Source organism: Shewanella sp. AC91-MNA-CIBAN-0169 (assembly GCF_040310165.1).
In the GTDB taxonomy this organism is placed as follows: domain Bacteria; phylum Pseudomonadota; class Gammaproteobacteria; order Enterobacterales; family Shewanellaceae; genus Shewanella.
Map to the genome: position 1 here is coordinate 152,683 of NZ_JBEOPM010000006.1, position 21,914 is coordinate 174,596.

Here is a 21,914-nt window from a genome sequence, read left to right on the forward strand (position 1 = left end):
TTGGATTAACGTACTTTATAATGGCGGCGCATATTGCGTAACACCCAGAACACCCACCACCAAATAAATAAACTCGAAATAGCGGGTAAAAACATGTCCACATTAAATGGTGCGGCGCCTACAACAACAAACTGCACCCAAAAGATCACAGCATGATAAATACAAATAAAACAAGCAACCAGTAACGACTGTTGCCAGCGAGGGTAGTTACGTAACTGTTGGCACAACAACACCACAATATAAATCACTAATGATAATGCTAATGAACGGATCCCTAGATGAGCTCCCAACAACACATCAAGCATCACCCCTAACAACCACGCGGTCAGAATACTGTAACGATGCGGTAGCGCCATGGCCCAATACATCATCACCATCAATAGCCAATCCGGTCGCCAGGCTTCTACCATTTTTGGCAACGGCATGATCTGAAACATCATCCCGATGAATAAGGTCAGCCATACCACTAAGCGACCATTTGCAATATGTGCGCTCATTGGTTTACCTCGCTTGTTACTGGTGTAGTGGTTGTTTCTACGGGTTGAGGTTGGGGTGCTGAAGAATTTGCAGTGGCAGCGGCTTTATCTGCCGCTTCTTTTATTAACTCTTGTACGTCATTAGGCAGCGTAAACGGTTTGGTTTCATCAGGCCAAATCAGTAACACGTATCGAATACGATCTAGCGCTGCCAAAGGCTGAGCATAAATTACGGCATAACTCTGGCCATCATCACGCGACACACTAATAACGCGCGCGACAGGATACCCTTCAGGAAAACGATTACCCAGCCCTGAAGTGACTAATAAATCACCCACTATAATGTCAGTGCTTTTCGCCACATGACGTAGTTCAATTTGATCAATATCACCCATGCCATTCGCAATGGCCCGCACATCGTTACGGGTAACACGTACCGGAATACCATGAGTGGTATCTGACACCATCAATACTCGACTGGTAAACTCACTAACCTCCACCACCTGTCCCACAACTCCCTGGGCGTCAACCACAGGTTGACCAACATAAATGCCGGTTTGCGAACCATGATTTAACACCACAAATTGACGAAATGGATCACTGGCCACTTCCATCACTTCAGCCACCATTTTACGAGAGTCCATGTGCACAGGCGAACCGAGCAATGCGCGTAAACGCTCATTTTCTTGGCGAACATGCTCAAAACGCTGTAAACGTTCTGACATAACCAGTTGTTGGCGTAACAGTTCTTTGTTTTGCAGTTCAAGCATATTGCGGGTGGCAAAAGCCTCGGCTGACCAGTCGAGCATCACCCCTGGTACATTGGCTAAATACTGTAGAGGACTTAATACTGAGGATAAAGATTGGCGTATTGGATCAAGGCGATTATTGGTCATAAGTAATGCCACCGACAAAATAATTGCCAGTGTCAATCTAAATTGACTCGAGACGCCACGAACGAAAATTGGTTTCATAAATTGTTCGCAACTTTGTTAACCCATAAAATGCCATTAACAAAGCCGCTCAGCAGTTGATAATTAGTTCTCTTCAGAGAACAAATCACCACCGTGCATATCAATCATTTCAAGAGCTTTACCACCACCACGAGCAACACAGGTCAGTGGATCGTCTGCGACCATAACTGGAATACCAGTTTCTTGCATTAATAAACGGTCTAGGTCACGAAGTAAAGCACCACCGCCAGTTAATACCATGCCGCGCTCAGAAATATCTGACGCTAGCTCCGGTGGTGATTGCTCAAGGGCAACCATTACCGCGCTCACAATGCCAGATAATGGCTCTTGTAATGCTTCTAAGATTTCATTGCTGTTTAAGGTGAAACTTCTTGGTACACCTTCAGCAAGGTTACGACCGCGCACTTCAATTTCAAGTACTTCGTCACCAGGGTATGCGGTACCAATAGTATGCTTAATACGCTCAGCTGTTGCTTCACCAATTAAACTACCGTAGTTACGACGAACATAATTGATAATGGCATCGTCAAACTTATCTCCACCGATACGCACTGATGAAGAATACACCACGCCATTCAATGAAATAATCGCCACTTCGGTCGTACCACCACCAATATCGACAACCATAGAACCGGTCGCTTCAGATACTGGTAAACCCGCACCAATCGCAGCAGCCATTGGCTCTTCAATTAGGTAAACTTCACGAGCACCAGCACCCATCGCTGATTCGCGAATAGCACGGCGTTCAACTTGAGTCGCGCCTACCGGAACACACACGAGTACGCGAGGACTAGGACGGAAGAAACTGTTGTTGTGCACTTGTTTGATAAAGTGCTGAAGCATTTTTTCGGTAACATAAAAATCGGCAATTACGCCGTCTTTCATTGGACGAATAGCTTGAATATTACCAGGCGTTCTGCCTAGCATTTGTTTTGCCTCTCTACCGACTGCAGCAACTGACTTTGGTCCATTGCTATTGCGTTCGCCGCGAATGGCAACCACTGAGGGTTCGTTCAACACGATGCCTTCATCGCGAACATAAATAAGAGTATTTGCCGTACCTAAATCGATGGATAGGTCGTTAGAAAAAATGCCGCGCAGCTTTTTGAACATGTATCAGGCCTGTATTCTGTGAAATCAGAAGAAGAAAAATCAGCTAACTTTATCAATGACACCCCCATTCTACAAGACCGAACAGGTTAACAATTGCTAATCTGACGTTTTTTTTTGTAAAAGTATCTAAAAAAATGCTAATCGGTCAAATTTAATCCTAAAAAGCGTAAAAGAGATGCTTTTTTATTCGGATCATTGACTAACCTCACGCCAATAAATGATCTTATCATGGCCTCGGTAGCGACCAAAGTACGCACTTGCTCTTGGCTCATAGAGCTGAGTCGGACTTACTTGGTCCCAATTCCAATACCACTTAAGCCAATCCTCGACTTGTAGCGGTGCGGTCACTTGACCTCGATATGCTACAGAACCCGTGTTTTGCCATAATAAGGGGAGTTGGCCATTGTTCATCGTAACGTTCACGGCACTGTTGCCATCACTACGGGTAACGGTTTCACCAGAGGTTAATAATGGGTCGTATACTTCGCTACCATCAAGTAGATCGACTACTCGAGTACAGCTATCACTGACGTTAGTTATCCAGCCGCTACCATTCCAATATTGAGCATACGTTGGCATGCGTAAAATTTCATTTTCAGGGCCATAAGTATTATCCATCACTACTCTGCCATGACGAAAATCTTGAGTCGACAATTGTTTCGCATTGCAGGTGTTACTGTCAGCGCAAATAGCACTGCTGTCTGCACGCATATCAGGTGAGGCAATAAACGACACCGCTCCATCATTATCAAATGCTTGTACGCCAAGAGCTAACTGACTAAATGGTCCATCCACAGCCGGTGCCACGGTACGACGAAAATTTGCTTGATAAGATAATCCGACGTTTGCTTCACCCAAAGCCCAAGAACCAGCATTTATTGGTAAAGCACTTAATCTACCACTCAAATCTACACCATTATTGATGTTTTCACCCACAAGGCTTGCACTACCTTTAGCAAAGGCTCCTTGATAATTTTGGGTTACGTAAGTACCGGTATTCAAGGCACTTAATGTTAATGTCAAACCAAACGGTTGATCCATGTAGGTAAAGCTACCGCAAGATGGCAATACACTTGAACTGCTGACTAAAAATCGGTCTGGTATAAAACGACCTATATTAGGAGATGCGGCTAATGGAATGTCATAAAAACTCGACCCTAAATAGCTACTCGGTGGATTAGCGGTAAAGCTAAAGACGCCCACTTCGGTTACCGACTGAGATACGGTATTACTATTAGTCGTTTGCGCAGCATGATTGTAAAGCGATGATCCCACAGCCCCTAACACACCTCCGGCTGGAGCAACCAACTGATGACCTAATACAATGTTAGTATGGGAATAATTAGGGGTATTTACATTATCGCAGTAATTTGTGTCCCCATCCGCTTGCCATGCTTTACCTTGAATAATTAAATCAAATGACTCGCCAGCTTTTTTATATCGATTACAAGTACTACTAATATTTGCAGAGCACTCTGCAACACTATCTTTGGGGGTAACGCATAAGCCTACAGGGAAACTAACAAACTGATCTGAACCTAACATGATCAACCCCTGCTCATCGCCTGTGCCAGTATACTTTGCATCTAGCTGCATTTTTCCTGCATCAGGATAGTTAACAATAATATCTGCTTTTCCTTCTGCATCGAATGCCAACGCAAGCGTTGTTGCTGCGCTACTCTGTTTACCCACAGCTGTTGCATTCACGATTACCGATTGACCACTAATTAACGTAGTCGGCTCAATATAAGTACTCCAAAAACCGACGTTTTTGGTTGTACTAGCAAAAGTAGGTACACATTGAAGAGTACTATCCGATTTTTTCACTGCACTAATGGATACATTACCTGTTGGTTTGTTAGCCAACTTATCCGGCACATCAAAAATGAAACCACTGTCTGCAAACACTAAACCACAGTTAGCCTCACTCGCGGCGCTACCATTGACACGGCACAAGGTTTTACTGAATGCTTTAGTGCTTGGCGTAGACCCTGTAACACCTAAAGTAACTGTGCCTGGAGTATTACGTCTTAGTTGTAAATCTGATTTTTGCCCACCAGTAAACGTTATCACGTTACCACCAACCCAACCGCCACCACCGGTGACTGTTGCAGGGCTTAAAGTTGCTGTAACGGTATCGGCCACTGTCTGCGTACAATCCGCATTGGCACACGCTTTAATCGACAATGTTTTAGGTGTGCAGGTGATCCCTTGGCCAGAATATGAATATTCAAAGTGATCTATTTGGACACCTATTGGATTTGAGTCGAGCGCACAAATCTCTACATTATCAATTTCATGATTATTGGTAGAGCCACCCGTCGAGCCGGTCAACGATAATACAAAGTTATCAGGTATTGCAGCTTGAGTGGAAATGCCTGCTGCATTAAATGCTGGAATAATTTCAACAAAACCACTTCCAGTATTGCGTTCAACCTTAACAATGGACTGATTAGCGATCAATGAATCAACCGTAATACGGTATCGATGTGCAGGTGAAACATTATTGTTATCAACTTTAGGAGACAAACAATCCCCATTCTGATTTATAGAGCCATTACTACATGTCCCGCGTAAATAAGGATAACCAGATGTGCCTGAGCCAGAACCTCGAATCGATACCGACTGTCTGCGTCGACCTGGACCACTTGGCCCACCCTCAGCAGAAAAGTTACCATACTCATCAATACCAAACCCTAACCAACCTCCGGCAAATCCATTCACATTCGAACGAGCACCGTAACCCATAGGACCGCCCGCGGCACCAGGTTGTGGTGTTATAGATGCATCGGACAATACAAAAGCAATACCATCGGCACCAGTTCCTCCATAAGCATAATGATCAAATTCAATTTCTACTTTATTATTCTTTGCAGGAAATAAACGCTGGTAAGTTGTAGACGTAGCTTGATTAGAAGAGGCTTGAGTTTGTCTTAAACGATTTCCAACAATTGCAGGTGTGAAATTACCTGAACTGCGCGCAACAACCCAATCACTGCCTAAATCTGTACGATCGAATTTATCAGTAAAACACTGACGAACAGGTTTGAGTGTTTCTATCGCAACAAAACTGTAGTTTTCTCGAGTATGTCTACGGTCACCATCCCTAAAAGTGTCTTCATCATCGACCATACTGACCGTTGTATTCGTTAACTTACAGCGCCGTAACCACCCACCGTCACTACCACGACGGCTATTTTTACTGGCGACCAACATAGGGACATTGGTAAAACCTGTCAAACTAGTAGTATCAGAACATTGATCTGCAACACTTTTGGTACCATTACCATCAAACGTTTGCCCTTGGCCAAAATGATAATTGACATTAGTTTCATTTAATATGAGCGCACCGCTACCTGATTTTACTGACAAATAGGCAATTTTTTCACTTTTAAGACTATTATTGTCTAGTTTACCCGTTTCGCACTGACCCGAATTATTACGCACCTCAGAGGCATCCATCGCTAACTCGATACCACTTGTCGTAAATTGAGAAGTACTGGTTAGCCAACAGTCATTATTTTGAGTCTGCAACTGGTTAAGCACCACATTTTGAGTACTGGGCAAGGTTACTGCTACATATTGATTAGTTGAGCCAATCAACGCCTTATTTTGCAGTACCGAGCCAGCAATGAGTTGCGTCCCGTTACTTAAATCATAAGTACCTGATGTCACTGCAATCCAATGAATCTCAGGCATAGGCTTTGATGCCACAGAGTTTCCTGCTGAAGAAGGTGATTCTTTTTGTGTCCACTTAAAACCTGTATTACTAATATCACTAACAAAAACTGCAGCAGGACCATCGTCATTCGTATCAGCTTCTGAAATTGTCGCCATAACAAAAACCAACGGCGTTACACCTGAGAGAAACGGTTTATCAAATATCACCGACGTTGATGCCTGCGCTGCCTTACCAAATTGCATATGAAAAGGCCTCTGAGGTGCAACAGACGTACAACCAACGGATCCAATTATGTTACTGGCGCCTAATGTGACAGCTCCGGTATTAGTAAACATACCACCACAACCAGTACCAATGCCTTTTAGCGTAGTGAACTCTCCGGTGAGAATGTAAGAAAATGCAAAAAATTTACCGATTAGATCAGCGCTTGCACCTGCAGATGTATAGCTCAATGCATTCCAGGTAATAGTACTGTTAGCAGTAACATTCTTTAATACTATTTTAGTACTCGCACCAAAGGCAATGAAGGTATCACTATTGATAAGCCAGTGACCATCTACGCCTTCGCCATCGAGCGTGATGGTTATGCCTGCGGTAGTCGTAAGAGCCGTTGCATGATAGACGCCCTTTTTGAGTGTAGTACTTGAGGTCATCGACGCTGGAAGTTGATTTTCCAAGGGTGCTATCATCGCGGCAAGCTCAGCTTGCACCACCGAAAGTTTTAAGAAATGATCATCTATGGGTTCCTTGGGTTCATTAGTAAACAGCTCAATACTATTCTGTGTGATCACGCCACCAACACTTGCACCTGCGGCGAGCGTCACGCTGGTTCCAGCTCTAGCATTACCGATCACGTCGGCATCCACGCCAAGCGATACAGCGCCAGTTCCAGCCTGAATATTGCCATCAATGATGACATTAGCGCCCAATGTTAAGGCGGTTCCAGCGGTAGCATTGCCACGAACTATTGCATCCGCGCCAAGATCTGCAGATGCGGCAGCTCCAGATCTGAGGTTACCGGAAATAATGGCCTTCGTGCCGACAAGTATCGCGGCACCGGCCGTTAGGTCGCCGCCAACCATAATATTGCCATCTATCGTATTCGCACCGAGCGTAGCGGCATCTCCAGTTGTAAGATGACCGCCTATGGTTGAATCCGCACCAATAGTTCCGGCGTCACGGGCTTCAATATAGCCTCCAACTTTTGCCGATGCGCCGAGAGTTACAGCAGCACCGGCAACAATATAGCCACTTACACTTGTACTTGCACCGAGTGTTGCGGCGGCTTTTACCTGAATATTGCCACCAACTATTGAACTTGCGCCCATTGTAATAGCAGCACCAGAATAGATCGTCAGGCTATCAAGAGGGGGCTCTAACTGCGGCGGCAGATCCGCTTTTGCACTAGACACAAAAAAAACGCTCAGAAGAGTAAAAATATATTTAAGTAACTTAATTCCCACGGGCTTCTACCTCCACTTGGCGACTCACTCGCAAACATGTTGAACTGTTAGCATTGCCACCACAATTACCTGTTTCACATACCGCTGAGCTGTTAATACGATATTGAGTCACACTGCCCACAGTTGCAGTATTGCAGGTAACCGACACGGTGCAGTTATGAAACCCATTTAATCCGCTTGGCGGCGTCCATGTAGGGCTAACATTAGTACAATTAGCTGCTGAACCTAACAGTGGAAATAACTCAGCCAACGCCGTATCGGCGCCGCTATTCGCACTAAATAAAGCTCGAGTGCCCCACACCTCCATGTTCACAGATTCATCTGCATCACCGACAATACGGATTAAACTCGCGGCAAGTAAAAACATCACCGTTAGCACAAATATACCAATGATTAGTGCGCTACCTTGTTGATAATGTTGGGTTAATTTCATCTTAGGGAACATTCATCACCTGTACTTGATGTTGATATTGAAATGTTTCACCATTGACGCTAAATAGTGGCTGCAAATGCACTATAGCATTAGTCAACAGTGTCGATGGAGTCAAGATCACCGCGGGATTAACCGCTAAGGTATTAGTGATATTTTGTGCCATCAATACGCCATTGCCCATTGCAGCTGGTGCAGGCTGATTGACCTTATAACCATAGTTTTGGTACAGGCGCAGATCAACATTGCTAGCTGTATTAACAAAACAGTAGCTTAATGGGCTATCGGCAACAAACAAGCGTTTTAACGGTGAGGCCTCAGTAAAACGCACACTTTGAGTTAATGTAATGGTGAGTTGATCGCTTATTTCAGCCACACTCTGCACAATAAATCGTTTGGCGGTAGTCGCTTGAGGATTATAAATTTCGCTATTGGTTAAAGGATAAATTAACACTGACTGAGCAGCATTAATGGGACGAATACTTTTAATCGCGGTTATGGTATTTTGCGCAATTTGAGGCACAAACGGTGCTTCAAGATACGATGTGCTGGTGCTAATAGGCAGTAACTCCAAACACTGATAACTGCCATCGGTTGCGGTAAGTACCCGCATACTATTGGGCACTGCACGGCGAATATCTCGGGTCATCCGCTCGATACCAAAACGGCTTTGACTGAGCACTTGATCTACCGCACTTGATTCAACAAAAATACGAGTACCAAAAATCACAAAACTACTAATCCCAACAATAATAATCCCTAAGATTAAAATGACCGTCACCATTTCAATTAAGGTAAAACCTGCTGCTTTTAATCCTCGTCGTAAAGGCATTAGTAGTTACTCCTTACCGCTTGGTAAGTGATCACTTCATTGGCAGGCGTTGTCACCGATACTGTAATTAATTTTTGCGCTTTCGTTGCTGAGTCGAGATATGCCACAGTGACTTGCAACTGATAGCGAGGATAGGCTTGGACATAAGTTTGGCTCGAGTCGAGCATGTTATCGTCTTCATCCAAACCATTATAATCATCAACGTCGTTGAACGTGTCTCGGCTTTCACCGTCAGGCCCCAGAAATGGAGTACCATCGGCTGATAAAGTATAAGAACAAACGTCACCAGTCGGTGCATTACACGCTGGTACTCCGCCATTGGGATTGGTATTTTGATCATATCGCTTACCCCAAATTTCATTCATTACCGAATGAGCTAATTCTGCCGAACGCACTCTTTGTAATGTTGATGCTGCTCTATCCGCCTGGGGAAAAAGCATACTGGTGAGCATCACTATCGCAATGCCGATCACCATCATGCCAATAACAAGTTCGATTAAAGTAAAACCACGAGTAGATTGTGATAAACGATGAAATTGAGTTTTACAGAGCATAAATATACCCCTCAGACTCTACCGCAATGGCTAAGGTTTCATCTGCCACCACATTAAAGCAATGGCCAGAACAAGCCGGAGATAACATGCGACCTAAGCTGTCGAAGGTAATCGAAAACACTTGGCTAGCATTACTGGTTAAGGCGACATGAGCATTGCCGCTGAAGGTTTGTTGTTGCTCTATACGTACTTGGTTTGTACATATGCTGGCGGCTCTTTCGCTAAAATGGCGTAACGTATAACCGCTTGATGTCACGTCAATTTGATAACACTGATCGGTATTCTGGATGGCTTTAAGTTGGACCTGGCGTAACTCACTAATAAATTCACTGCGTAAACTGTAGGCACTAAAAGATGAATCAGACATCAAACGCGGCAACACCGCCACGGCAATAATACCAATCACAATCATGGTGGTAACCAATTCAACCAAGGTAAACCCGGCTTGAATATGATGTTGTCGATTCACTATGATGATGTCCTCATTCAACCTGATGAACATTATTAACGTTCAATATTAATTAAACCATAATGGTGTCAGTGACTTATATTAACTTACTCATTATGGCAAAAATAGGCGTTATTGTCTGTTTATTTATTACCTTGTCACATTTTATAGAAAAGCCAAGTGAGTCGATTAATATCCTTTTTTAACTTAAAAAAAAACCTGCATGAGCAGGCTTTTATTACTTAACAATCAAGTATTAACAATCGTCAGCATCAGGAACTTGAGAAAGGGCAGGAATTGATGTCGCCGTTGCTTGAGTATAAGTAAAAGAACAAGTAGCAGGTGCACCTGCTTGCCAAATTTCAACACTACCTGTACTTTCTTCGATAATCCAATCACCAACTGTAACAGGTGTAGTTACTGTTGCGACGCCATCTGAACCAGCAGCAAATGTAACATCCAATGCGGCCTCCAGATCTACTATTGATGCTGCAATATAGCCATATACTATATTTACATTATCATTATCGTTGATATCTACATTAGCTTTTCCATCAGTAGGATCTATGCCTTTCTCGACACCAGCTAATGCTGCTTTCGAATAAACTAAGGTGTTTGCACCTTGAATTGCCGCTTTCATGCCTGATAACGCTGAAGCACGAGCATCACCTTGCAAGTTAATAAACTTAGGTGCTGCCGTAACCGCTAAAATACCTAGAATAATGATCACTACCACTAATTCGATTAATGTAAAACCTTGTTGTTTTTGCATATTAAATAACCTCTATAGAAAATAAATGGGTAAACCAACATCACTGCGAACAGTGGTAAATCAAATTAGTTGTTTGTAAAAGATACGACCTGACCCGTACCTGCATTATATGTTACACCGTTAGCACCCGCAGTGTCTAAATCAGGCGCAGGATCTGCTACACCCGACGTTTGATTTAGCGCTAAAGTAGCCACTTGGTGATAAACACACAAATCAAGACCAGTAACAGTTTGGCCATCAATACTGGTAGATGAACCGCCGACACCATTTTGCATTCTTACGGTATAACGATGATTACGAGCATCCTGATTGAACAGTACATTTCTAGGAGCATTTTGTAAAACTGAATCAAATACTTCCTGACATGTTTCGTTGGTCATTGAGGTAACATCAGTATTGGTTGTGCCAGTTGGAAAACCAAAACGTGTATCGAGTGATACGCTAGTACCATCTAAAATAACGCTGTTGTTACGACGACCATCAACTTCCCATTGTGCGCGAACAAAACTCACTGCTGTGGCTAAACCACCAGCAACACCATCAACACTGGCGTCTTCAGCATCATCGGTCACATTTAAAAAACGCGGGATCGCTGTAGCGGCTAATAAACCGAGGATGACAATAACAATAACCAACTCGATCAATGAAAAACCTTGTTGTTTCAATTTCATAATAACTCACTCTTATCTATAGCGCCTACAACAGGAAATAATACTGATTAAGCTATAACTTCACTAATATTAGCAGCTTATTTAAAATTTAACACTAATGGCACAAACTTTATCCATCGCTCATTAAAAAAATAACTCTACCGGTTTGTAGCTGATAACTTAAACTGGCTGTATTGCCTGAATAGTAGCGGCAAATGTTCTCATCAGGCTGATAATCTACCGTAATATTTAACTCTTGAACATTAGTTGCCAATAAATGCCCCCACAGTTGTTCACAACCTTGGACATCATTAGTGTCAATGGTTGGCCAACCTTGATTAGACATAGCAATCCAATTATCGGTGCCAACCAAATCAGCATCAGTATTAATAGCATCCATCTTACTCGGAGCATTTTTTGATACTGTATCGTCATCGCTAATCTTACTTGATGTCACATTCGATGCCATATGATGCCAGGACAACTGCATTTTATGAGGTCGGCCAGAAGCTAACCACTGACTACGCACCATAGCTAAGACATTCAAAAAACGATTATGTTCAAACTCTAAACCACGCCCACCTATGTTTGAGGCAGTATTGACATAACGTCCGCCAAAAATAGCCAGCAGCGTTAACACCACCACAATCGCAATAACTCGCCCATAGACTTTAAGCAGATCGCCATCCGCTTTTTGCTGGCTCAACATCTCGATACCCAATGATCTGTTTGCATTCTTTGTTGCATTCTTTGTTGCGTTCTTTGTTGCATTCTTTGCTAACCGCCTTTTACCACATTCAGCATATCCCACATAGGTAGATAAATACCCAGTGCCAATATCAATACAATGCCAGCAACAAATGCGATTAAAATAGGTTCGAGTTTTGCAGTGAGGTTTTTTAAATCATAATCCACCTCACCTTCATAAAAATCAGCGGCATCATTGAGCAGCTGATCTATTTGACCGGTTTCTTCACCCACGGCAACCATTTGCAATACTAATGGGGTAAACAATTGGCTGCTATTTGATACCCTTAGCATTGACTCACCAGATTCAATACCACGGCGCATACCCACAATTTTGTCATGCATATAAGCGTTATCGACCGCATCTGCGACCAAGCTTAATGCCTGTGTCATCGGAACGCCTGCACTGAGCATCATCGAAAAACAGCGACAATAACGTGACAAGGTTGAGCGCTCAATAATAGATCCAATAACAGGTATGTGCAGCTTCCATAAGTCCCATTGCCTCTCGCCCTTTTCAGAGTGATGCCAATATCGAATCCCGACTATGATACCGATTAATAGCACAATCATGTGAGGCCAAAAATTAACAAACAGATTAGACGTGCCAATTAAAATTTTTGTCGCCCATGGCAATTCAGCGCCGAAACGAGAGAACATATCGGCAAATTTAGGGATCACCATAATGTTCAAAATAACCATCGCAATAGTGATCGCAATCAAGACAAACATCGGATAGCGCATTGCGGCTTTAATCCGTCGACGAGTTTCTTGTTCTCGCTCGATATAACCAGACAACTGGATAAAAGCATCTTCCAACTTACCGGTATTCTCCCCAACATGGATCATCGAGACAAACAACGAATCAAATATATCCTGATGTTGATTCATTGCCGACGATAGCGGTCGACCTGAAGTAAGTTGAACAGAAATATCATCCAAAGCTTTTTTCATACGATCGGAATGGGTTGTTTCCGACAAGCCCGCTATGGCCCTTAAAATAGGAATACCTGAACGCGTCAGTGAATACATTTGTCGACTAAAAATTTGTAACTCTTCCAGCGACACCTTGCTTTGAAATAAGCTCATCGAAAAGGATTGCTTAGTTTTCACTTCGCGCAATTCTAGTGGAATGATCCCGCGAGAAAGCAACGCATCGGCCGCCGCGCTTTCATTAGCAGACTCAAGCTGTGCACTGACCGCCTGCCCTTGTGAATTACGTCCTCGATATTGATATAGTGGCATTGTTATAACCCAATATCTTGTTGGCTAACAATATCTTCCGACAACGGCACTTTCGACTCACTAACGTCTTCAACCAGTTTTGACACCTCTTCCAGTGTTGTGGTGCCAAGGAATAAATACTCCATCGCAGAATGCGCGAGAGGAATAAAGTTAGGACTGCGCAGCGCTGCACGGGCAAAATCTTGCGGATTACCCGTTCGCATGGCATCAATCATATTTTCGTCGAGCTCGAGTATTTCAAAAATACCGATACGACCACGATAGCCCGATCCATTACAGGTTTGGCAACCGCTACCCACTTTAAACGTAGCGCTGCTAATATCTTTTTTCGTCACACTCGCAAGCCAGCTGCGTTCAGCTGCGGTTGGTTGATAATCTACGGCACAATTGTGACAAACGCGCCTAACAAGACGTTGAGCGATAATGACCCGCAGCGCACTGGCAACCAAATAACTCGCCGCGCCCATATCAAGTAATCGCAACGCACTGGTAACCGCATCATTAGTATGCAAAGTCGATAATACAAAGTGACCGGTTAATGCACCGCGTAAGCCAATTTCTACCGTTTCTTGGTCACGCATCTCTCCCACCATGATAATGTCAGGATCTTGACGAAGCGTGGTACGCAACACGTTAGAAAAGTCTAAACCAATCTTGTGGTTAACTTGTACTTGGTTAATGCGCGGTAATTGATACTCAACCGGATCTTCTACAGTGATAATCTTTCTATCGGCAGTGTTAAGCTCACTTAAAATACCGTACAGGGTGGTCGTTTTACCACTACCGGTTGGCCCTGTAACTAACAACATACCGTGGGGGCGTTTAATCTGTTTACGAATACGCGCCACAATATGCGGTGGCATACCGGTTTCATCTAACGTACGTAAACCTGTGGTCTGATCCAATAAACGCATCACCACCGACTCACCATGATAAATCGGCATGGTCGACATCCGCACATCGATTTTATGACCTTTTATTTCCATATGAAAACGGCCATCTTGTGGCATACGTTTTTCTGAAATATCCAGTCCAGCCATCAACTTAAGCCGTAATACTAAAGCAGAGGCGATATTAACTTCACTGAGAAGGTTTTCATGTAATTGGCCATCGATACGCTGACGGATCCGCAGTACTTTCTCGCCAGGCTCAATGTGAATATCTGACGCACGCATTTGCACCGCATCTTCAAAAATAGATTGTAATAGCTTCACCACGGTGGTTTCGTTATCACTGTCGCTTTGAGTCAAATTAGCCAAATCGAACATGTCATCTGCGGCATATTCTTCATCAAGCTTACCGGCAATTTCAGCAATTTGCCCAGTACGACGATAAAGGTTGTCAAACGCGTCGAGTAATTGTTGCTCTGGTGCCACCGCGATCATTAACTGCTTAGGGGCAACTAACACTTCAATATTATCAATAGCCTGCAAGTCAGCGGGGTCGCTCATAGCAACTAATACATGGTCGGAATGACTTTCCACCACTAAAGCTCGATAACGCCTCGCTTGTACTTCGGGGAGAATATTCACCACTTCATCGGCAATCGGACGACGACTAATATCGAGGTACGGTAAATTAAGCTGATGAGATAAAAATTTAAGTAACTGGTCTTCAGTAATACTGTTCAAATCAATTAAGGTGCGGCCGAGCTTTTTACCTGAATTGCGCTGCTCTGCTAATGCTTGCTGTAATTGGGTGTCAGTAATAATCAGCTCTTGAACAAGAAGATCTCCTAACCGCATCTTTAACTTAGGCTTCATCGGTTTTCTCCTAGCTGATCTAAACGCTTTTCAATAAATGTCATAGCTGAAGTTGATAGCCCTTCATAGCTTAATGCTGATCGGTATGCTTGCGCGGCTTGTGGATATTTTTGCTGGGAATCGAGCGCATAACCTAACCCCATCCACCAGCGAGATTGAGTTGACTCAGATACCAATAAGTTTCGGTAAGCCTCCTCCGCTAAAACAAAGTTTTTAGAGTTTTGTGCCAAATCGGTTTGTGCGATCCACTTATCACGAGCCCACGATGAGCTATCTGGGATCATCGCCACCGTTGTTAACGCTTCATCATAAGCTTTTATTGCAGTTTGAATTTGCGACAAAATCACATAAAACTCCCACTGTTGTGGAAACATACTGATTCCACTCTCGAGTAATCTCATTGCAGTCGTTGGATTATTTTGCGCAAAATAAATTTCGACTAATTGCTTACGGGCTTTATGTAAACTCGGTTGTAAAATAATGGCTTCTAAATAGTAACCCGCCGCATCGTCCAGACGTTGCGCTTGCTCAGCATCCATCGCTTTGCGATATTGTAATTGCGCCATTTGCGTCTTGGAAAGCACCACTTCATTGACGCTCATATCAACAGTTTTTGCTGCAGCAGATACTTCTGCGGGCACTTCTGCGGGTAAGAAGCGAGATGTTTGCGCTACGATTTGGCCTTGAGTGGATTCAGTATTAATCAGCGAAGCCATATTCTGTGAATTATTATCCACCGAACCACTGGGCTTCTCTGTGTCTACGGTTGAAGCTAGTACTGTTTGTTGGTTAAATGTTTGTGTATTGACGGTTTCTGCTACTTTCGCACTAACTTGTTGTTCCAATGGCGAAGAGATATTAACGGTTTCGCTATTAACGGCTGATGCAGTGCTCACTTTGGATGGATCAAGCTCGGATATGCGATCCGTTGGTTCAATCATCTCAGCAGTGATTTCTGGGGTGCTCGCTTGAATAGATGCTTGAGTTGATATTTGAGCTGCTGCTTGGGTTGGTGCTTCAGTTGAAACTTGAGCAAGCTTAGGTTCAGCAGCAACGACATTATCTTGTGGCTGACTCGCCAGCGATGACTGAATATCTTCGGTAACCGATGTATTGATAGCTGTTGGCTCATTGACCATTTGAATATTGGCTTGGCGATACATAGATACACCAAACCACAATGTAGGGATCAGGAGTACGGCAACAACAATAAGGCTAATAAGTGGTGAGCGAGATTTAGCTACTGAATGATACTGAATTTGAGGACGTACAAATTCACCCGCAGGTTGCACTGGTGGTTTGTCTGTTCCTGGTTGCTGACGCTGCTCTAAATCTTTCAGCATCTTGATAATCACACTCATTTAATCTCGCTTATTTGTGTCATCCATTCACCACAACAATTATCACCATTTAACCCAATAACCACCATCACTGTTACAAGCAACATAATTATCAGCATGCTGACACGGGAAAACCCTACTTTATGTTGTAAATTAATATCTTCTGTATCCGTTATCGCAGCTAGACAATGGCGAGATGTCACCTTTTTTTTACCTTGGCCATAACATAGCAATAAGCTCTTATGCGCCAATATATTCACTAAACGCGGGATACCTCGAGCAGCTTTGGCAATGTGTTTAATATCCGCGGTATTAAACAATTCAGGTCCTTGATAACCCGCTATAGCAAGTCGGTAACCAATATAAGCTTGTATCTCATCCCATGTTAATGGACGTAAGTCATAGCTAAAGGTAATGCGTTGTCGTAATTGTCTAAACTTGGGTTGAGCTAAACGCTCATCTAATTCTGGTTGGCCAAACAACACCACTTGCAATAATTTACGACTTTCGGTCTCTAAATTAGTAAATAATCTTAACGCCTCAATACTGTCATCCGGTAATGATTGCGCTTCATCTAACACTAACACCACGTGAAAGCCCTGATGATTTAACGCTAACAAGCGCTCATGGATAAGCCTTGTCAATTGTTGTTGATCTAATTTGTTCGGTAACGCTAAACCGAGTTCGCCCGCTACGGCCAAACGTAATTCTTTAGGATTCAAATAGGGGTTAGGTAAGTAAGCGCAATGATATTGAGTCGGTAAGTCATTCAACAACTTACGACACACTAAGGTTTTACCGGTACCCACTTCACCAGTCACTTTAATAAAACCTTCACCTGTCTGTAATGCGGTTTGCAGCACTTGCAACGCTTCCACATGCGGCGACAACCCAAAAAAGAAACTCGTATTTGGGGTAAGCGTAAAGGGCAATTGACTTAAGCCAAAGTGCTGCAAATACATAATTACTGGCTATCCCTTATCAATTTCAACCGCTATTTTTAATCGTCAATTCTCTACCGTCAACGGTCGCTATTTAGAAGGGTACCAACGTTCGATTAAATCTTGCGAACGCTTTAATTCATCCTTCCATGTGTCACCACCCACAACCGTTGGCTTCAACATAATAATCAATTCAGTTTTCTTTTTAGATTTAGTGCGACTGGTGAAGGCTTCGCCCAGAAAAGGAATATCACCTAATAAAGGTACTTTAGACACTGTTTCAATATTTTCGCTCTTCATCAAGCCACCAATCACCACTACATCACCAGAAGCGGCGCGGATAACGGTATCCGATTCACGGATCTCACTTTGTGCTAACGGTAATTCTAAGGTTGAATCACTGATTTTAATTTCTTTGGTTTGTGAGGTCACGTCAATCACCGAAGGATGGACATGCAATATTACGTTGCCATATTCATCAATCTGCGGGGTTACATCTAAGGCAATGCCTGAGAAAAATGGTGTCAGCTCAACCTGCGGCGTCGTTACCGGAGTGGTACCCGCTACGGTCGTTGAAGATACATCGGTGACAAAGTATTCGTCATTGCCGACTTTAATAACCGCTTTTTGATTATTAGAAGCGGTAACACGAGGGCTTGAAAGTACATCAACATCACCTTGGGTATCTAACAAGTTAATAATGGTACTGAAATCACTTCCGGTGAAATTAATCGAGGTTACACCGCCAATTGCAGACGTAATCGCATTACTTAACCCTTGTCCTGCTGAGGTACTGAAATCAACATTGGTACTGCCAGCATGACCTAAGACATTTTCCCACTGAATACCTTGCTGGTAACCATCGGATAAGGTCACTTCAATAATTTTCGCTTCCAAAATCACTTGGCGCTGTAGATGGCTTTCGGCTATTTGTAAGAAACTTCGAATTTGACGTAGCTCATCAGGGAAAGCTCGAACGGTAACAAGCCCTGCTTGAGGGGTTACCACAACCTGTCGCCCGCCACCTGTTTCACCCATTATTGACATTAATGTGGCTTGTAATTCACCCCAAAAATCGGTCTTGGTCGTTGAACGAATAAACGTGCCATTGGTATTGTCACTGCTGTTCGAATTGCCATTGCTACTGTTACTATTTGAACTATTACTACTGTTACTGCTGTTGCTATTACTATTGTTACTGCCATTACTTGAATTATTATTTTGGTCTGAAATCCGTCCTGAGCTAACGGAGGTTAATGACAACCCTTCACGTTGCATGTAGATATAATTCAAAGGGAAAGTTTCGGTTCGCATACCCGACGGAAACACACGTAAAATACGACCTTCTCGATTCACTTCGTAACCATAAATGTCTTCAACAACTTGAATGGCTTCTGACAAGGTTACCGCTTTTAAAGATAATGAAATTTTACCTTGTACATCTGGATGTACCGCGACACTCAATGGGGTGTCTTTTACTAAGCTGGGGAAAAAAACTCTGGCGTCAACTTCATTGGCTGATACATCAAAACGACGCTCGGCGGGCAATGCTCTTGCTGATTGGCTCAACACATTATTACCATTAAGCTCACGCTGAACATCTTCAGGCATTGCCGCTGGAGGAGGCGTAATGGCTTGACTCGCCTCAGCTTGTTGCCTTGACTCATTCAAGGCCGCTTTCGCTGTTTGTGGGTCGGGCCTATCTGTCGTTTGGCAAGCAACTAAGCACAGCGACATCAGAGGAGTAACATATCTAATCACATTCATTTTTATTCTTATCCTATCGCTCTGTTATCGACTGAAATAGTTGAAGTTTTCTTCCGTCTGACAAGGTAACATCGTCCTTGTTAATCTTTGATACTCGTAATCCACTACCGCTAATAGCATCACCTACCGAAAGAATAATATTATTAATAACCGCATAAGTATTCTGGCCGTTAACAATACTGTTTAACACCAAAGATTGATTATCAGCTTTGGCCTGCACAGCAACAAAGCCCTGCCCTGGTAAAGTTGGATCACGTAATGTTTGCGCGTTAGCAGCCGACATTAATAGCATCATTAGGCTGGATGCATACGCCATAGCATTAATCTTGTTTCGCAACACTGATAAAGTCCTTATTCACACTAAGTGTGTAAAGTTCTAATTCAACTAACGCATCGGGATGAGATTCAACACGGTAATCTAAACGCTTCCAATACAATTTATCGGGCATACTTTCCACCGCTTTAATAAACGCTAAAATAGAAAAGTAATCGCCTTGTAACGTCAACTTAATACCATGGCTGTAAAGATTAACTTTACTACCATCACCCACTTGCAATAAGGCTTTGGGCGCAATAGAGGCAAACGACATGAGCGATACCCCCTTCACATTGCCCAGTAAGTTGGCTAATACTGTCGGCATATAATCCGCAGGAACCATATCAACCATTTTGTTGCTGAGATCAGCATCAATCAATTGCATCTGCTCATTAATCAACTGTAATCGTTGTTGATAATCTTGATTGGGATCGAGCTGTAAACGCTCTTCATAAAGCGCCACTTGTTGTAATGAAATCGAATTTTCTTGTTCGAGTCCCTTTAACTGATTCTGAACACTTTGCTGTTGCTTCCACAATGACTCTAATGGCATAAACAGCAACATCCCAATGACAACGAATAAGGCTAACGTAATCAATATCCGCTCTCGTGGACTTAGCTCATTAAATTTTGACGACCACACCAGCCATTGTTGCTTCATTGTGCAAACTCCTTAGCAACGGGCTGGCTTATCAATTTAAACGCCAACGGCTGTGCTTCACCGCGATCCATTGTCATCGCTGAAAATGCATAACCCTTTAACGTTGAAGTGGTTTTTAATTTGTCTATCCACAATGGAATACTTTGAGGGTTACGACCATAACCTTCAAACTCAATTCGCTGAGCGCTAGTGTTTTGTTGCTCAATAGTAATATGACTCAACCACACATTGCTATCAGCCACAGCAGCCAAGTCGGTCAACATTGGCGAGTAACCTTGGCTTATCATGGTCTTGCGCTGACTTAGTTCATCTTTTAGTAGTTTTTTAAGATCTAAACGTTGTTGCTCAAGTTCAACCTTTGCTACCAAATCGGCATTAGGTTTACGTAAAGCAATTTGTTGTTCTAGTTGTGTCTTTTGGTTAGTTAATCGACTTTTTGTGCTGCTTGCCTGTTGATTTAACTTTTGCAATTCATCGGTATGCCACAGCCCTACAACATAAAGTACAGCGCAACCTCCAGTGAAAAAAGCCAATGCCAACATCATTCTCGCAAAGGTTAGCCTTTGCTTTTTCGGCAACAAATCTGTGGTATATAAATTAACACTGGTTTTTATCACACTTCACCTCGAGCTAATTCTTGCAACGCTAACTGCGCGAGTAAATTCGATACGCCATCGTGAGTAACCGCGACCACTTTTTGATTAAAGTTAGCACTAACGAGATTGGCCAATGATGAACTATCACCTTCAACCAAAATACTAATTGACCCAACTGGAGCTTGACGTAATTGGCTTTCAAAATAATCCATAGAACGTTGAATTTCTAAACTGAGGTTATCGGCTAAGCCTTGCTTTAATTCTTCTAAAGTCGCTTTATCTAGGTGGTTAAATCCTCTAACGCGACGCTGCATTAACACTTCACCCGCTTTAACAACTAACAACAACAATTCTTGCTGCGGCAAGTGAGCGACTAACATATGTGCCATATTATCGTGTGCTAAGACATGGCTTAATGCCAATTCTTCAATACTGATCCCAACAATATCTAATCCATTGGCATCACAAGCACTGGCCAATTGCATTAAAAATTGACGACTACTGACCACCACATTCACTTTTGAACTGGCAATAAAACTGGATTCGAAATAATCTAGATGAATATTCGTAACGGGCTCTGACACCATGTCTTTAACAGACCAAATCAACGCTTGAGTCACTTCACTAGGCTCAACATTGGGTTTTTCAACTTGTAATAATTGATAATACTGCTGCGACAGCACTAATTGCACCCGAACTCGGCCAAACTGACTCTTTAATGCTTCAAAGGCTTGAGACCAATTGTTTTTTTGTACTAAAAACTGGCTGATAACAGGCGCTGATTGACCTTGCTGTGGCTTACATACCCACAGGGAATTTCCGGCGATAAATACACCTACATTACCCATCAATTGCGATGTCTGCCAAAAGGCTAGTTTACTCAAAAAACCATTGTCCATTGCGTGGCCCATATTCGCTAACATATTAATTATTTAAGATTACTGATGATAAATATATCAGTAAAAATGACATTTTTAAGCCAATGTACAAGCATATAACATCAACATGATTCGATTACGCTGTATTGTCATTTCTCAGTATTATTGCTCAAATCTAAAACGATGAAGCTTTGTTACTGATACGTTAACGCTATAACTGCTCATTAATATAGCGCATATAGATTGAACATAGAGTGCAATCTATT

General features: G+C 42.9%; 20 protein-coding genes. All 20 read right to left on the minus strand.

The genetic code is table 11. From position 1 onward, the window contains the following. Nucleotides 1-5: 5 nt before the first annotated feature. Entirely contained in the window at nucleotides 6-497 is a 492-nt protein-coding gene (gene mreD, locus AAEY98_RS07850) for a rod shape-determining protein MreD (protein WP_011639151.1), read from the minus strand. Further along, complete coding sequence (gene mreC / locus AAEY98_RS07855) at nucleotides 494-1,450, minus strand: rod shape-determining protein MreC (RefSeq protein WP_101087684.1); 957 nt, start codon at nucleotides 1,448-1,450, stop codon at nucleotides 494-496. Before mreC ends, mreD begins: the two co-directional genes overlap by 4 nt. Nucleotides 1,451-1,513: 63 nt before the next feature. Then, a complete protein-coding gene (locus tag AAEY98_RS07860; protein ID WP_011639153.1) occupies nucleotides 1,514-2,563 on the minus strand; it encodes a rod shape-determining protein in 1,050 nt (349 codons plus the stop codon). Nucleotides 2,564-2,755: 192 nt separating this feature from the next. Then, on the minus strand, nucleotides 2,756-7,657 hold the full coding sequence (locus AAEY98_RS07865; protein WP_351016171.1) for a DUF6701 domain-containing protein: 4,902 nt from the start codon (nucleotides 7,655-7,657) through the stop codon (nucleotides 2,756-2,758). Between the two features lie 40 nt (nucleotides 7,658-7,697). Continuing rightward, nucleotides 7,698-8,141, minus strand: coding sequence for an MSHA biogenesis protein MshP (locus AAEY98_RS07870; protein WP_351016174.1), 444 nt, complete (start codon nucleotides 8,139-8,141; stop codon nucleotides 7,698-7,700). Between the two features lies 1 nt (nucleotide 8,142). Continuing rightward, nucleotides 8,143-8,970, minus strand: coding sequence for a prepilin-type N-terminal cleavage/methylation domain-containing protein (locus tag AAEY98_RS07875; protein ID WP_351016177.1), 828 nt, complete (start codon nucleotides 8,968-8,970; stop codon nucleotides 8,143-8,145). Continuing rightward, complete coding sequence (locus AAEY98_RS07880; protein WP_351016180.1) at nucleotides 8,970-9,524, minus strand: prepilin-type N-terminal cleavage/methylation domain-containing protein; 555 nt, start codon at nucleotides 9,522-9,524, stop codon at nucleotides 8,970-8,972. Before AAEY98_RS07880 ends, AAEY98_RS07875 begins: the two co-directional genes overlap by 1 nt. Then, nucleotides 9,514-10,026, minus strand: coding sequence for a type II secretion system protein (locus tag AAEY98_RS07885; protein ID WP_502959637.1), 513 nt, complete (start codon nucleotides 10,024-10,026; stop codon nucleotides 9,514-9,516). The genes AAEY98_RS07880 and AAEY98_RS07885 overlap by 11 nt, the downstream gene beginning before the upstream one ends. Before the next feature lie 202 nt (nucleotides 10,027-10,228). Next, the gene (locus AAEY98_RS07890; RefSeq protein ID WP_351016186.1) at nucleotides 10,229-10,744 is read right to left on the minus strand and encodes a prepilin-type N-terminal cleavage/methylation domain-containing protein; all 516 of its coding nucleotides are present in this window, start codon (nucleotides 10,742-10,744) and stop codon (nucleotides 10,229-10,231) included. A gap of 65 nt (nucleotides 10,745-10,809) precedes the next feature. Then, a complete protein-coding gene (locus AAEY98_RS07895; protein WP_101087690.1) occupies nucleotides 10,810-11,415 on the minus strand; it encodes a pilin in 606 nt (201 codons plus the stop codon). Between the two features lie 109 nt (nucleotides 11,416-11,524). After that, nucleotides 11,525-12,103: a hypothetical protein gene (locus AAEY98_RS07900; RefSeq protein ID WP_351016189.1), complete on the minus strand. Its 579-nt coding sequence runs from the start codon at nucleotides 12,101-12,103 to the stop codon at nucleotides 11,525-11,527. 68 nt (nucleotides 12,104-12,171) lie between these two features. Continuing rightward, nucleotides 12,172-13,386 (minus strand): type II secretion system F family protein, encoded by a 1,215-nt coding sequence (locus tag AAEY98_RS07905; protein WP_192116398.1) that lies wholly within the window; start codon nucleotides 13,384-13,386, stop codon nucleotides 12,172-12,174. Nucleotides 13,387-13,388: 2 nt separating this feature from the next. Beyond that, nucleotides 13,389-15,149 carry a GspE/PulE family protein gene (locus tag AAEY98_RS07910; protein WP_101087693.1) on the minus strand — a complete coding sequence of 587 codons (1,761 nt, stop codon included), beginning with the start codon at nucleotides 15,147-15,149 and terminating at the stop codon, nucleotides 13,389-13,391. Next, entirely contained in the window at nucleotides 15,146-16,510 is a 1,365-nt protein-coding gene (locus AAEY98_RS07915) for a tetratricopeptide repeat protein (RefSeq protein ID WP_351016193.1), read from the minus strand. The genes AAEY98_RS07910 and AAEY98_RS07915 overlap by 4 nt, the downstream gene beginning before the upstream one ends. Then, nucleotides 16,507-17,451, minus strand: a complete 945-nt coding sequence (locus tag AAEY98_RS07920; RefSeq protein WP_350978983.1) for an ExeA family protein — start codon at nucleotides 17,449-17,451, stop codon at nucleotides 16,507-16,509. Before AAEY98_RS07920 ends, AAEY98_RS07915 begins: the two co-directional genes overlap by 4 nt. A gap of 69 nt (nucleotides 17,452-17,520) precedes the next feature. Continuing rightward, nucleotides 17,521-19,197 (minus strand): pilus (MSHA type) biogenesis protein MshL, encoded by a 1,677-nt coding sequence (gene mshL / locus AAEY98_RS07925; RefSeq protein ID WP_192116400.1) that lies wholly within the window; start codon nucleotides 19,195-19,197, stop codon nucleotides 17,521-17,523. A 13-nt stretch (nucleotides 19,198-19,210) separates the two neighbouring features. Beyond that, a complete protein-coding gene (locus AAEY98_RS07930) occupies nucleotides 19,211-19,537 on the minus strand; it encodes an MSHA biogenesis protein MshK (RefSeq protein ID WP_502959450.1) in 327 nt (108 codons plus the stop codon). Continuing rightward, nucleotides 19,518-20,174 carry an MSHA biogenesis protein MshJ gene (locus tag AAEY98_RS07935; protein WP_351016196.1) on the minus strand — a complete coding sequence of 219 codons (657 nt, stop codon included), beginning with the start codon at nucleotides 20,172-20,174 and terminating at the stop codon, nucleotides 19,518-19,520. Before AAEY98_RS07935 ends, AAEY98_RS07930 begins: the two co-directional genes overlap by 20 nt. Further along, nucleotides 20,171-20,791, minus strand: a complete 621-nt coding sequence (locus tag AAEY98_RS07940) for a PilN family protein (RefSeq protein ID WP_351016199.1) — start codon at nucleotides 20,789-20,791, stop codon at nucleotides 20,171-20,173. The genes AAEY98_RS07935 and AAEY98_RS07940 overlap by 4 nt, the downstream gene beginning before the upstream one ends. Next, nucleotides 20,788-21,669: a protein-tyrosine phosphatase family protein gene (locus AAEY98_RS07945; RefSeq protein ID WP_242445183.1), complete on the minus strand. Its 882-nt coding sequence runs from the start codon at nucleotides 21,667-21,669 to the stop codon at nucleotides 20,788-20,790. Before AAEY98_RS07945 ends, AAEY98_RS07940 begins: the two co-directional genes overlap by 4 nt. Nucleotides 21,670-21,914: the final 245 nt, after the last annotated feature.